The organism is Pseudomonas sp. UBA6315, assembly GCF_002438125.1.
Lineage (GTDB): Bacteria > Pseudomonadota > Gammaproteobacteria > Pseudomonadales > Pseudomonadaceae > Aquipseudomonas > Aquipseudomonas faucium.
In genome coordinates this window covers 33,221-45,533 of record NZ_DJTF01000133.1, presented here as the reverse complement: position 1 = coordinate 45,533, position 12,313 = coordinate 33,221, and the positions used below count along the sequence as shown (strand labels likewise).

General features: G+C 65.9%; 12 protein-coding genes. 5 read left to right on the top strand and 7 right to left on the bottom strand.

All coding sequences use genetic code 11. The annotated features are described in order from the left end of the window. From ispE to B3E94_RS15705, 3 genes are all read right to left on the bottom strand, one after another. A partial coding sequence (ispE, locus tag B3E94_RS15715) for a 4-(cytidine 5'-diphospho)-2-C-methyl-D-erythritol kinase (protein ID WP_286914223.1) occupies positions 1 to 724 on the bottom strand: 724 nt, incomplete at its 3' end. Between the two features lie 3 nt (positions 725 to 727). After that, positions 728 to 1,345: a lipoprotein insertase outer membrane protein LolB gene (gene lolB, locus B3E94_RS15710; protein WP_176512172.1), complete on the bottom strand. Its 618-nt coding sequence runs from the start codon at positions 1,343 to 1,345 to the stop codon at positions 728 to 730. A gap of 4 nt (positions 1,346 to 1,349) precedes the next feature. Next, positions 1,350 to 3,071, bottom strand: coding sequence for a tetratricopeptide repeat protein (locus tag B3E94_RS15705; protein WP_176512171.1), 1,722 nt, complete (start codon positions 3,069 to 3,071; stop codon positions 1,350 to 1,352). Between the two features lie 419 nt (positions 3,072 to 3,490). Here B3E94_RS15705 and hemA point away from each other — a divergent pair, with 419 nt between their 5' ends. The 5 genes from hemA to murI are packed head-to-tail and all read left to right on the top strand — an operon-like array spanning position 3,491 to position 8,216. Next, a complete protein-coding gene (gene hemA / locus B3E94_RS15700) occupies positions 3,491 to 4,768 on the top strand; it encodes a glutamyl-tRNA reductase (protein ID WP_176512170.1) in 1,278 nt (425 codons plus the stop codon). After that, positions 4,765 to 5,847 carry a peptide chain release factor 1 gene (prfA, locus tag B3E94_RS15695; RefSeq protein ID WP_286914221.1) on the top strand — a complete coding sequence of 361 codons (1,083 nt, stop codon included), beginning with the start codon at positions 4,765 to 4,767 and terminating at the stop codon, positions 5,845 to 5,847. The genes hemA and prfA overlap by 4 nt, the downstream gene beginning before the upstream one ends. After that, positions 5,847 to 6,677: a peptide chain release factor N(5)-glutamine methyltransferase gene (prmC, locus tag B3E94_RS15690; RefSeq protein ID WP_286914220.1), complete on the top strand. Its 831-nt coding sequence runs from the start codon at positions 5,847 to 5,849 to the stop codon at positions 6,675 to 6,677. The genes prfA and prmC overlap by 1 nt, the downstream gene beginning before the upstream one ends. Next, complete coding sequence (locus B3E94_RS15685; protein WP_286914219.1) at positions 6,671 to 7,426, top strand: molybdopterin-synthase adenylyltransferase MoeB; 756 nt, start codon at positions 6,671 to 6,673, stop codon at positions 7,424 to 7,426. The genes prmC and B3E94_RS15685 overlap by 7 nt, the downstream gene beginning before the upstream one ends. Then, positions 7,419 to 8,216, top strand: a complete 798-nt coding sequence (murI, locus tag B3E94_RS15680; protein ID WP_176512166.1) for a glutamate racemase — start codon at positions 7,419 to 7,421, stop codon at positions 8,214 to 8,216. The genes B3E94_RS15685 and murI overlap by 8 nt, the downstream gene beginning before the upstream one ends. A gap of 2 nt (positions 8,217 to 8,218) precedes the next feature. Here murI and B3E94_RS15675 read toward each other — a convergent pair whose 3' ends face one another. From B3E94_RS15675 to B3E94_RS15660, 4 genes are read right to left on the bottom strand one after another with little or no spacing between them, the layout of a single operon-like run. Continuing rightward, positions 8,219 to 8,917 carry an SDR family oxidoreductase gene (locus B3E94_RS15675; RefSeq protein WP_286914218.1) on the bottom strand — a complete coding sequence of 233 codons (699 nt, stop codon included), beginning with the start codon at positions 8,915 to 8,917 and terminating at the stop codon, positions 8,219 to 8,221. Next, positions 8,914 to 10,356, bottom strand: coding sequence for a deoxyribodipyrimidine photo-lyase (gene phrB / locus B3E94_RS15670; protein ID WP_286914216.1), 1,443 nt, complete (start codon positions 10,354 to 10,356; stop codon positions 8,914 to 8,916). The genes B3E94_RS15675 and phrB overlap by 4 nt, the downstream gene beginning before the upstream one ends. A 2-nt stretch (positions 10,357 to 10,358) precedes the next feature. After that, on the bottom strand, positions 10,359 to 11,246 hold the full coding sequence (locus B3E94_RS15665) for a MerR family transcriptional regulator (protein WP_286914215.1): 888 nt from the start codon (positions 11,244 to 11,246) through the stop codon (positions 10,359 to 10,361). Beyond that, positions 11,236 to 12,204 carry a YbgA family protein gene (locus tag B3E94_RS15660; RefSeq protein WP_286914214.1) on the bottom strand — a complete coding sequence of 323 codons (969 nt, stop codon included), beginning with the start codon at positions 12,202 to 12,204 and terminating at the stop codon, positions 11,236 to 11,238. The genes B3E94_RS15665 and B3E94_RS15660 overlap by 11 nt, the downstream gene beginning before the upstream one ends. Positions 12,205 to 12,313 lie beyond the last annotated feature (109 nt).

Genomic DNA, 12,313 nt, shown 5'->3' with positions numbered 1-12,313 from the left:
CCCCAAACACACAACTTCCAGTTCCGGTAAGCCGAGCATCTGTGAATTTACCCAATGAATTCAACGCATTGCGAACTTCTGGGTAACTCTGCTCTACCACCGGTTGGCAGTCATTTCGACTGTTTCCCTCGGGAACGGGGCGCATCTTAAGGGGGAGGGAATCACGTGTCAACTGCGGATGTGAAAAAATTTCTACTGTGCTGACAGACACTTGCGGCACCAGCACGACATACCAGGGCTCGTGCGGGTCGACCGGGGTGAGTTGCTCGCCCACGCCCTGGGCGAAGGCGGCGTGGCCGCGCACGAATACCGGCACGTCGGCACCCAGCGTCAGGCCCAGCGCTGCCAGGCGATCTTCGTCCCAATCCAGTTGCCACAGGTGCGCCAGTGCCAGCAGGGTAGTGGCGGCATCCGAGCTGCCGCCGCCGATGCCGCCGCCCATGGGCAATACCTTGTTCAGCCAGATGTCGGCGCCCAGGCGCGTGCCGGACTGTTCCTGCAACTTGCGCGCGGCGCGCACGATCAGGTTGCTGTCGTGGGGCACCGCCGCGATTTCGGTGTGCAGGCGGATCACGCCATCGTCACGCACGGCGAAGGTCAGCTCGTCGCCGTGGTCGAGGAACTGGAACACGGTTTCCAGCTCGTGGTAGCCGTCGGGGCGGCGGCCGATGATGTGCAGCCACAGATTCAGCTTGGCCGGGGCGGGCAGGGTAAGTTCGTGCATGGCTCAGTGCCCCAGCTGGCGAGGTTGCCAGTCCTTGACCACCAGGGTCACGTCCAGGTCCTTGCCGTGCAGCTTCAGGCGCTCGGGCAGCCAGTAGCCGTTCTGTTCGGTGTAGCTCAGGTACTGCACCTGCCAGCCATCCTGCTCGAGGCTGGCCAGGCGGCTGTCGCCGTCCAGGGTCAGCTTGCTCTTGCTGTCGGGGGCGGGCAGGCCACGTACCCACCAGACCAGGTGCGACACCGGCAGTTGCCAGCCGAGCTGTTCTTCCAGTAGCGCCTCGGGGCTGGTGGCTTCGAAGCGGCCCTGGTTGGCCACTTCCAGTACCACGCCGCCGGGGCGGCCGGTCAGGCGTGCGGCGCCACGGCCGAGCGGGCCGGCCAGGCGAATGTCGTAGTAGTCCTGGCGCTGCAGCCAGAACAAGGTGCCGCTGCCGGAGTCGCGCGGGGCGCGGATGCCGACCTTGCCGTTGATCTGCCAGCCGTCGAGGCTGCTCAACTGCTCTTTATGGGCACGCCACTGCTGTGGGTCGCCGTGGCCCTGCAGGGCTTCGCGGCTACCGAAGCCGGCGCAGCCGGCCAGCAGGGCAATCAGGGTGAAGGTGATGCAATGGCGCAAAAACATGGCGTTAAAGGGTCTCGGATCCGGTCAGGCGCAATACCGTCTTGCGCAGGATGGGGCTGTCTGGCTGGGCTTCGAAGGCCTTGGCCCAGACCTGGCGGGCTTCGCGGCGCTTGCCGTTGGCCCACAGGACTTCGCCCAGGTGGGCGGCCACTTCATGGTCGGGGAAGCGCTCCAGCGCCTGGCGCAGGTAGCGTTCGGCTTCGTCGAGGTTGCCCAGGCGATAGGCGACCCAGCCGAGGCTGTCGAGCACGGCGGGGTCGTCCGGGGTGAGCTGGTGGGCCTTGTCGATCAGCGCCTTGGCTTCGGCATAGCGGGTGGTGCGGTCTGCCAGGGTGTAGCCCAGGGCGTTGAGGGCCATGGCGTTTTCCGGTTCGCGGGCGATGATGGCGCGCAGGTCTTTCTCCATCTGCGGCAGGTCGTCACGCTTTTCGGCCAGCATGGCGCGGGTGTAGAGCAGGTTGAGGTCGTCCGGGTAGTGCTGCAGGGCTTGCTGCAGCACCTGGTTGGCCTGGGCGTCCTTGTTGTTGTTGCTGTAGCTCTCCGACTCGATCAGGTAGAGCTGGACGGCGATCTCCGGCTGCGCCTCGCGGGCGGCGGCGAGCTGGCGCGAGGCTTCGGTGCCGCGGCCGTTGGCGATGAGGATGTCGGCCTGGCGCAGTTGCGCCGGCAGGTAATCGGGGCCGGGGCCGACCAGGGCATATTCACGCAGGGCGCCCGCCGGGTCGTGGCGTTCCTCGGCGATACGGCCCAGGTTCAGGTGCGCGGCATCGACATTGCTGTCGCGTTCGATCAGCTCGCGCAGGTAGCTCTCGGCCTCGTCCCAGTCCTTGTTCTCCAGGCACACCAGGGCCAGGGAGTAACGCAGCTCATCGTCATCAGGGTATTCCTGCACCAGGCTGATGAACTCGGCCTTGGCGTCGGCCATGCGGTCCTGTTCGACCAGGGTGCGCGCGTAGGTCAGGCGCAGGCGCTTGTCGTCGGGGTTGTCGCGGATCGCCCCGCGCAGCAGCGGCAGTGCCTCGGAGCCGCGGTCCAGGGCCTGGAGCAGGCGGGCGCGGAGCAGGATCGGGGCGATTTCGCCATCATTCGATGGGTGAGCTTCGAGCAGCTCCAGGGCCTCTTCGGCCTTGCCGTCCTGGTTCAGCAGCAAGGCTTTGCCGAACACCAGCTGGCTGTTATCCGGGTATTTGACCAACAGGCGGTCGAAGCTTTGCATCAGGCCGTCGCGGGTGCTCTGGTCGGTTTCGGCGGCCGACAAGGCGAGGAAGTCGAAGTGGGTGTCGCCTTGGCCCTGCAGCACCTTCTCCATATAGGTCATGGAGTCGTCGTAGCGGCCGGCGCGCGCCAACTGGATGGCGGCGGCGCGCTGGGCGTCGAGGTTCTGCGGGTCGTTGCGGGCCCAGACCAGGGCATTGTCCAGCGCCGGCTCATCGGCGCCGAGGTACTCGGCGATGCGGTAGGCGCGCTCGGACACGCCGGGGTCCTGGGTCTTGGCGGCCTGGTCGGTGTAGTTGGCCAGGGCAATGTCGAAACGGTTGCGCTGCCCGGCAAGCTCGGCGACCAGCAGGCTATACAGCGTGTCTTGCGTGAACGACCCATACACCACGGGCTTTTGCGCCTCGCCTTTGCCGGCCTCGGCGACGGGAGGCTCGGCACTTTTCGGGGCCAGGCTCTGGCAGCCCTGGAGCAGGGCGAAGGCAAGCAGCAATGCGTAAGGTCTGTTCATATAAGGAGGCTTAGAAGACTTACCGGCGGTCGGAGCATGATGACACAAGCGCGGGGGCAAACCCACCTGCGAAGGTCGTGGTTTACAGCGCGGGGCTGTAAGGGTCGGACCATGCTGGGGGGTGGAGGTTCTGGGGGATAGGTCGAAGGGGGAGGCCAGAGAGTGAGGTTGCCAGGCTTTGTTGAGGCGAGCGTGCTATTGCCAATGCCTGGTCCGCTCGCCTCTTTTCACTATTGCATTAACCTCGTTCGAAATACCTTGTGAGGCCTTCGGGAATTATCAGCGATAGAAGGGGTGATGCTGGCGTCGGGCAGGGCACCGGCCAGGCAGGTGCTATCAGCCCAATAGCGAACGGTGGTTGTTCTAAAACCTGCGAAAGAGGACAATTATCGGCTTCCCGTCACAACCAGCGACCTTGCATGGCCTTTCTTGCACTTGGTATCAACCATAAGACTGCCTCGGTAGACGTACGCGAGCGCGTGGCGTTTACCCCAGAGCAGCTGGTCGACGCCCTGCAGCAGCTCTGCCGACTGACCGCCAGCCGCGAGGCGGCGATCCTGTCCACCTGCAACCGCAGCGAGCTCTATATAGAGCAGGACCACCTGTCTTCCGACGCTGTGCTCAAGTGGCTGGCCGAATACCACCGGCTGAGCCTGGACGAGCTGCGCGCCAGTGCCTACGTCCACGAGGAGCACGACGCCGTCAGGCACATGATGCGGGTGGCTTCGGGCCTCGACTCGCTGGTGCTCGGCGAGCCGCAGATCCTCGGCCAGATGAAATCGGCCTACGCCGTCGCGCGTGAGGCCGGCACCATCGGCCCGCTGCTCGGGCGCCTGTTCCAGGCCACTTTCAGCGCCGCCAAGCAGGTGCGCACCGACACCGCGATCGGCGAAAACCCGGTGTCGGTGGCCTTCGCTGCGGTGAGCCTGGCCAAGCAGATCTTCAGCGACCTGGGCCGCAGCCAGGCGCTGCTGATCGGGGCCGGCGAAACCATCACCCTGGTTGCCCGCCACCTGCATGAACAGGGCGTGCGCCGCATCGTCGTGGCCAACCGCACCCTGGAGCGGGCCAGCACCCTCGCCGAGCAGTTCGGTGCCCATGCCGTGCTGCTGGCCGATATTCCCCAGGAGCTGGCCCACAGCGACATCGTCATCAGCTCCACCGCCAGCCAGTTGCCGATCCTCGGCAAGGGCGCCGTGGAAAGCGCGCTGAAGCAGCGCCGGCACAAGCCGATCTTCATGGTCGATATCGCCGTGCCGCGCGACATCGAGCCGGAAGTGGGCGAGCTCGACGACGTCTACTTGTACACCGTCGATGACCTGCACGAAGTGGTCGCGGAAAACCTCAAGAGCCGCCAGGGCGCGGCCCAGGCTGCCGAAGAGCTGGTGTCGGTAGGCGCCGAGGACTTCATGGCGCGCCTGCGCGAGCTGGCCGCGGTGGACGTGCTGCGCGCCTACCGCCAGCAAAGCGAGCGCCTGCGCGACGAAGAACTGCAAAAGGCTCAGCGCCTGCTGGCCAACGGCGGCAACCCCGAAGACGTGCTGGCCCAACTGGCCCGGGGGCTGACCAACAAACTCCTGCATGCGCCCAGCGTGCAACTGAAAAAGCTCTCGGCCGAGGGCCGCCTCGATGCGCTGGCCATGGCCCAGGAACTCTTTGCCCTCAACGAGGGCTCGACGGACAAATCCCCGCAATGAAAGCGTCGCTGCTGAACAAACTGGACACGCTCCAGGACCGCTTCGAGGAACTCACCGCGCTGCTTGGTGACGCCGAAGTCATATCCGACCAGACGCGCTTTCGCGCCTATTCGCGCGAATACGCCGAAGTAGAGCCGGTGATCGGCGCCTACCAGGCCTGGCGCAAGGTGCAGGACGACCTCGAGGGCGCCCAGGCGCTGCTCAAGGACGCCGACCCCGACCTGCGCGAAATGGCCGTGGACGAGGTGCGCGAAGCCAAGGAACAGCTGCTTGGCCTGGAATCGCAGCTGCAGCGCATGCTGCTGCCCAAGGACCCCAACGACGGGCGCAACGTGTTCCTGGAAATCCGCGCCGGCACCGGTGGCGACGAGGCGGCGATCTTCTCCGGCGACCTGTTCCGCATGTATTCGCGCTACGCCGAGCGGCGTGGCTGGCGCCTGGAGATTCTTTCGGAGAACGAAGGCGAGCACGGCGGCTACAAAGAGATCATTGCCCGCGTCGAAGGCGACAGCGTGTACGGCAAGCTCAAGTTCGAGTCTGGCGCGCACCGTGTGCAACGGGTGCCGGAAACCGAATCCCAGGGCCGCATCCACACCTCGGCCTGCACCGTGGCGGTGCTGCCCGAGCCTGACGAGCAGGTGGCCATCGAGATCAACCCGGCCGACCTGCGCGTGGACACCTACCGCGCCTCCGGTGCCGGCGGCCAGCACGTCAACAAGACCGACTCGGCGATCCGCATCACCCACTTGCCTACCGGCATCGTGGTCGAGTGCCAGGAAGAACGTTCGCAGCACAAGAACCGTGCGCGCGCCATGTCCTGGCTGTCGGCCAAGCTCAACGACATGCAGACCAGCGCCACGCAGAACGCCATCGCCAGCGAGCGCAAGCTGCTGGTGGGGTCGGGTGACCGCTCCGAGCGCATCCGCACCTACAACTACCCGCAGGGCCGGGTCACCGACCATCGCATCAACCTGACCCTGTACTCCCTCGACGACATCCTCGCCGGGGGCGTGGACGCCGTGATCGAACCTTTGCTGGCCGAATACCAGGCCGACCAACTGGCCGCCCTGGGGGACTGATGACCATCATTGCCAGCTTGCTGCGCAACGCGCAGCTGCCAGACTCGCCGACCGAGCGCCTGGATGCCGAACTGCTGCTGGCCGCTGCCATCGGCAAGTCGCGCAGCTACCTGCACACCTGGCCCGAGCGTATCGTCAGCAGTGAAGATGCCGACACCTATGCAGGCTACCTGGCGCGCCGCCGTGGCGGCGAGCCGGTGGCCTACATCCTCGGGCAGCAGGGCTTCTGGAAGCTCGACCTGGAGGTGGCCCCGCACACGCTGATTCCGCGCCCCGACACCGAATTGCTGGTGGAAACGGCGCTCGAGCTGCAGCCGGCGGCCCCCGCGCGGGTGCTCGACCTTGGCACCGGCACCGGAGCCATCGCCCTGGCCCTGGCCAGCGAATGCCCGGCCTGGCAGGTCACGGCCGTGGACCGGGTGGACGAGGCGGTGGCGCTGGCCGAGCGCAATCGTCAGCGCCTGGGCCTTGGCAATGTGCAGGTGCTGGCCAGCCACTGGTTCGGCAACCTGGCCGGCCAGCGCTTCGACATGATCCTGAGCAACCCGCCCTACATCGCCGCCGAAGACCCGCACCTGGTCGCTGGCGATGTGCGCTTCGAGCCCAGCAGCGCGCTGGTCGCCGGGGCCGACGGCCTGGACGACCTGCGGCTGATCGTCAGCCAGGCGCCAGGTTACCTGTTGCCAGGGGGCTGGCTGCTGCTCGAACATGGTTACGACCAGGCCTCGGCGGTGCGCGAACTGCTGGCCGGGCAGGGTTTCATCGAGGTTGCCAGCCGCACCGACCTTGGCGGCCATGAACGTATTTCCTTGGGGCGTCTGCCATGTTGAGCGATCAGGAACTGTTGCGTTACAGCCGGCAGATTCTGCTGGCACAGGTCGATATCGACGGCCAACTGCGGCTCAAGCGCAGCAAGGCGCTGATCGTCGGGCTGGGCGGGCTCGGCTCGCCAGTGGCGCTGTACCTGGCCGCGGCGGGCGTGGGTGAACTGCACCTGGCCGACTTCGACACCGTCGACCTGACCAACCTGCAGCGCCAGGTCATGCATGACAGCGACAGCGTGGGCATGAGCAAGGTGGACTCGGCGCTGCAGCGCCTGCAGGCGATCAACCCCGAGATCAGCCTGGTGCCCCACCGCCAGGCGCTGGATGAAGATTCCCTGGCCGCCGCCGTGGCGGCGGTGGACCTGGTGCTCGACTGCTCCGACAACTTCGCCACCCGCGAGGCGGTCAACGCCGCCTGCTTCGCCAAGGGCAAGCCGCTGGTCAGCGGCGCGGCGATTCGCCTGGAAGGGCAGCTGTCGGTGTTCGACCCACGGCGTGACTACAGCCCTTGCTACCACTGCCTGTATGGCCATGGCAGCGAAGCCGAGCTGACCTGCAGCGAGGCAGGGGTGATCGGCCCGCTGGTCGGCCTGGTCGGCAGCCTGCAGGCGCTGGAGGCGATGAAGTTGCTGGCCGGTTTCGGCGAGCCACTGGTGGGCCGACTGCTGCTGATCGATGCCCTCGGCACCCGCCTGCGCGAGCTGCGGGTCAAGCGCGACCCGGCCTGCGCCGTGTGCGGGCAGCGCGATGCTTGAGCGCTCGGCGCCGGTCGGCGTGATGGACTCGGGGGTCGGCGGCTTGTCGGTACTGGCCGAGATCCAGCGCCTGCTGCCCAACGAATCGCTACGCTACGTGGCCGATTGCGGCCATGTGCCCTATGGCGAGAAGTCCCCGGAGTACATCCGCGAGCGTTGCCGGCGCATCGCCGAATTCTTCCGCGCGCAGGGCGCCAAGGCCCTGGTGCTGGCCTGCAACACGGCGACGGTGGCGGCGGCGGCCGACCTGCGTGAGCGCTACCCCGACTGGCCGCTGGTGTGCATGGAACCTGCCGTCAAGCCGGCTGCCGCTGCCACCCGGACTGGCGTGGTCGGGGTACTGGCCACCACCGGCACCCTGCAAAGCGCCAAGTTCGCGGCGTTGCTCGACCGTTTCGCCAGTGATGTGCAGGTGGTCACCCAGCCCTGCCCAGGGTTGGTCGAGTTGATCGAGACGGGCGACCTGGACAGCGCGCCGTTGCGCCAGCTGCTGCAAGGCTATGTGCAACCGCTGCTGGCCGCCGGTTGCGACACGCTGATCCTCGGCTGCACGCATTACCCCTTCCTGCGCCCGCTGCTGGCGACCATGGTGCCCGCCGACGTGGCGATCATCGACACCGGTGCTGCCGTGGCGCGCCAACTGCAACGCCTGCTGGCCGCCCGCGACCTGCTGGCCGAAGGCCCGGCGCAACCGGCGGCGTTCTGGAGCAGTGCCGAGCCTCGGTCACTGAGCAGCGTCCTGCCTGTGCTGTGGCACGAAGCGAGCCCGGTGCAGCGCTTCGAGCAATAGCATCAGCGTGACAGCGGCCACAAGGCACTCAAGTCGAGCACTTCCAGCACCAATTCAGGTTCACGCAGCGGCAAGCGCCGCAGCAATTCCTCTGCGGCACTTTGTGGCGTCCAGGCATCGGGGGCAGCCTGGGCGGAGGTCACCGGGGTCTTGAGTGACTGTGGCGCCACCACCGTCAGGTCGATCCCCAGCTCCTCAAGCTCGTCACGTTCCTCGCGCAGCCACTGGGGCATGTTGTTCCAGCCTGCGCTTACCTGGGTGGGTGAATACAGCTGCAACGCCGAATAGCGGTTGAAGATGGCCATCACTTGCGGTGAGTCGCCCTTGGCCAGCAACGGCAGGACCTTGCTCAGGCAATGTTCACCGGCCAGTTGGTTGCTGCTGACGATGGTCTCGAACAGCTCGCTGTCGGCTACATCGTCGGCCAGGTAATCACTGGTGCCGGCATTGATGATCAGGCTGTCCAGCGTGCCCCAGGCATGGCACAGCTGCTGGCAGGCGCTGGCCGCCTGCTCCTCGTCGTGCAACTGCCAGGGCAGGCGCAGCAGCTTGCTGCCGTGGCGCGAGGCCAAGGCATCCAGTGCTTCGCCGTCCTTGCCGCTGGCGGCAACCCGGTGCCCCAGTTCAAGCAACCGTTCGACCAAGGCCAGGCCCAGCCCGTTGGTCGCTCCCGTGACCCAGAACGTTCGCGAGTTATTCAATATGCTGCCCTCTGCTCCTGCCGGCGTGGAAGGTTTTTGAACGCCTCCAGTGCACGCTGACGACTACTTCCGAGATCGACGATTGGACTGTAATAGCTATTGATAGACAACAGATCCGCCGCTTTCTCCGGCTGATGAACAGTTTTGTTATCGCATAGGCTCAATTCTGGTAACCATTGGCGGATAAAGCGCCCCTGTGGGTCGAAGCGCTGTGACTGGGAAATGGGGTTGAACAGCCGGAAATAGGGCACAGCGTCGGTGCCGGTGGAGGCGCTCCACTGCCAGCCGCCATTGTTGGCAGCCAGGTCACCGTCGATCAGGTGGCGCATGAAGTGGCGCTCGCCCAGGCGCCAGTCGATCAGCAGGTTCTTGCTGAGGAACATGGCCACCACCATGCGCAGGCGGTTGTGCATCCAGCCGGTGTGCAGCAGCTGGCGCATGGCGGCGTCGATCAGTGGGAAACCGGTGCGCCCCTCTTTCCAGGCTTGCAGGTCGTCGGGGGCATCGCGCCAGGGCAGGGCCTCGGTGTGGGCGCGGAAGGCGCGATGCCGTGACACCTGTGGATAACCGCTGAGGATGTGCTTGTAGAACTCACGCCAGAGCAGCTCGTTGATCCAGGTCTGGATGCCGCTGCTGCCGCTGTCGAATTCGCCCCGGTTGCTGGCCAGGGCCGCATGCAGGCATTGCCGGGGCGATATCACGCCGGCGGCCAGGTAAGCCGAGAGCTGGCTGGTGCCGGGTTCGGCGGGCAGGTCGCGCAGGTGCTGGTAGTCCTCCACGGTTTCGTCGAGAAACCGCGTCAGCCGCGCTTGTGCTTGTGCTTCGCCGGCAGGCCAGTGGTCGCTGAGGGTGCGGGGGGGCGTTTCGAAACCGTCGATATGTTGCGGGATCGGGTCGCTGGCGATGTCCAGCGGCGCTTGCCGTTTCACTCGCGGGGCCAGTGCCGGCAGGCTGCGGTGCAAGTGCTCGAGGCAGGCTTTCTTGAACTGGCCGAACACCTGGAAGTAGTCGCCCGCACGGGTCAGCAGGGTGCCGGGGCGAAACAGCAATTGGTCCAGGTAGCTGTGGGCCTGGATGCCGGCTGCCTGCAAGTGCTCGCGGGTAGCCTGGTCGCGCCGCTGCTCGTTGATGCCGTATTCATCGTTCCAGTGCACCGCCTCGATGGCGTGCTGGCGGCAAACCCTTAGCACGCACGGGGCGGCTTCATCCCAGGTGTCGATCTTGCGGATCAGCAGCGGGATGTTGAGCGCGTCCAGCGAGTGGCGCAGGTCGCGCAGGTTGCGCAGCCAGAAGTCGACCTTGCACGGCGCATCATCATGGGCCTGCCACTGGCCCGGGCTGGCCAGCCACAGGGCCACTACCGGGCCTCGCTCGGCGGCGGCGCTCAGGGCGGTGTTGTCGTCGATGCGCAGGTCGGTGCGCAACCAGATCAATTGCATGGTCAAGTCATCTCGGCAGGCGGGTGTACAGGGTGTTGCAGCAAACGCAATGCTGCCTGTGGACTGTCGAACAGGTACAGCTCGGAAAGTTCGAAAGATTGCAGTTGTGCGCGGTGAAGAGGCACCGTGGCGCCCCCGAGCAATTTCACGCAGGTAATGCCCTGCAGCGTGCGTTGCAGGGCTTTGGCATCGATTCGCGGCCCCAGGTGCAGCAGCAGCGCTCGCGGTTGCAATACGCTGACCGCGCGCTGCAGTTGTGCACCGCTGACGGCCTGCTCCAGCACTTCGACCGGGATGCCATTGCTGGTCAGCAGCCAGGCGCACAGCCACAGGCCAGGGTCGAAGGGCTGCCCGGCTTCTTCGGCGAGCAGTACCGCAGGCCCCTGCAGTAGCAGGTTGTCGTGGTAGACGCGGGCGCCCAGCTTGCTGCGTAGCCAGGTGTGGAAGAACACCTGCTCGAGCTGGGCGTTGAAATAGCTGCGCCAGCGCAGTGCCAGGCTGTCCAGCAACGGCAGCAGCAGCTGTTCGCACAAGGTGATGGCAGGGTAGAGCGCCATGGCTTGGTTCAATTGCTGGTCGAGGGCGCGCTGGGAAAGGTTGGCAATGGCCTCGATCAGCTGTGCCTGGCGCGCCTGCCAGTCACCCTGGGGGGCAACGGCGGCGGGCTTGTCGAGCAGGTCGCGGACCTGGCCCACCGACGCACCGCGCTGCAGCCAGGCGAGGATCGCTTTCACCCGCTCGACCTGCTCGCTTGGGTACAGGCGATGGCCTTTGGCGGTGCGCTGCGGCTTGAGCAGGCCATAGCGCCGCTCCCAGGCACGCAGGGTCACCGGGTTCACGCCGGTGAGGCGGGCCAGTTCACCGATCGGCAAGAGTTGGTCAGACCGCATTGCGCAGCCCCAGGGTGTCGGGGTGTGGTTGCAGGTAGGCCTGCTCTTGCAGGTAAGGGTCGGGGTGTTTGCGCAGGTGGTGCTTGAGCAAGGTCAGTGGCACCACCAGGGGTACGACCCCTTGCTGGTACTGGTCGATGATGTGTTGCAGTTCGGCCTTGTCCTGCTGCGTCAGCGCGTGCTTGAAGTAGCCACTCAAGTGCTGCAGGACGTTGCCATGGGTGCCTCGGCTGGCGCATCGGCGCAGGGCTTGCATCAGCTGGCTGAAGTAGCGTGGCCCGATTACCTGCGGGTCGTCATCGCGGCTCATGCTGCCGAGCAGGCGGCCAAGCTGGCGATAGGCGTTCGGGTTGTTGGCCATGAGCAGGTATTTGTAGCGTGAGTGGAAGCGCACCAGGGCGCCGCGGCTCAGGCCCTGGGCCAGCAGCTGCTGCCAGTCGGCATAGGCATACACGCGGCTGATGAAGTTCTCGCGCAGCACCGGGTCGTGCAGGCGGCCTTCTTCTTCCACTGGCAGGTCCGGGCGCAGGGCGCAGAACGCCGCCGCGTAGGCGCCTGTTCCGCCCTGGGGGGCGGGGTGGCCGTTGTCCTGGTAGACCTTGACCCGTTCCAGGCCGCAGGAGGGAGATTTCTGCATGAAGATGTAGCCGCAGATGTCATCCAGCTCGTTGGCCATCTGCTCGCCGTACTGGCGCAGCGGCGCGGTCACGTTCATCTCGGGGTTGCGGGTGCCAACCACGGCGGGGTGTGCGGGGTCGCCGACCAGGCGTATCGGGTCGCGCGGTATGCCCAGGCCAATCGCGACTTCCGGGCAGACCGGCAGCCAATCGAAGTGCGCCTGCAGTTGCTCGCGGCACAGGTCGGAGCTTTTGTGCCCGCCGTTGTAGCGCACGCTGTGCCCTGTCAGGCAGGCGCTGATGGCGATGCGAGGCTTGGGGGTGGCGGCGATTTCGGGCATGGCAATCTCCGGGATAAACTTGTACATGTGGTTCGGCGTGTACAAGTTTATTCCAGCATAGCCATAAACTTATGCAAGTAGTATTTTTTGTATAGCTTTCCAGCACAGG

Coding starts and splice junctions, on each gene's coding strand:
- B3E94_RS15665 (WP_286914215.1), bottom strand. CDS start 11,246: ATGCGGTCTGACCAACTCTTGCCGATCGGTGAACTGGCCCGCCTCACC.
- murI (WP_176512166.1), top strand. CDS start 7,419: ATGCTTGAGCGCTCGGCGCCGGTCGGCGTGATGGACTCGGGGGTCGGC.
- hemA (WP_176512170.1), top strand. CDS start 3,491: ATGGCCTTTCTTGCACTTGGTATCAACCATAAGACTGCCTCGGTAGAC.
- prmC (WP_286914220.1), top strand. CDS start 5,847: ATGACCATCATTGCCAGCTTGCTGCGCAACGCGCAGCTGCCAGACTCG.
- lolB (WP_176512172.1), bottom strand. CDS start 1,345: ATGTTTTTGCGCCATTGCATCACCTTCACCCTGATTGCCCTGCTGGCC.
- phrB (WP_286914216.1), bottom strand. CDS start 10,356: ATGCAATTGATCTGGTTGCGCACCGACCTGCGCATCGACGACAACACC.
- B3E94_RS15705 (WP_176512171.1), bottom strand. CDS start 3,071: ATGAACAGACCTTACGCATTGCTGCTTGCCTTCGCCCTGCTCCAGGGC.
- B3E94_RS15660 (WP_286914214.1), bottom strand. CDS start 12,204: ATGCCCGAAATCGCCGCCACCCCCAAGCCTCGCATCGCCATCAGCGCC.
- B3E94_RS15685 (WP_286914219.1), top strand. CDS start 6,671: ATGTTGAGCGATCAGGAACTGTTGCGTTACAGCCGGCAGATTCTGCTG.
- prfA (WP_286914221.1), top strand. CDS start 4,765: ATGAAAGCGTCGCTGCTGAACAAACTGGACACGCTCCAGGACCGCTTC.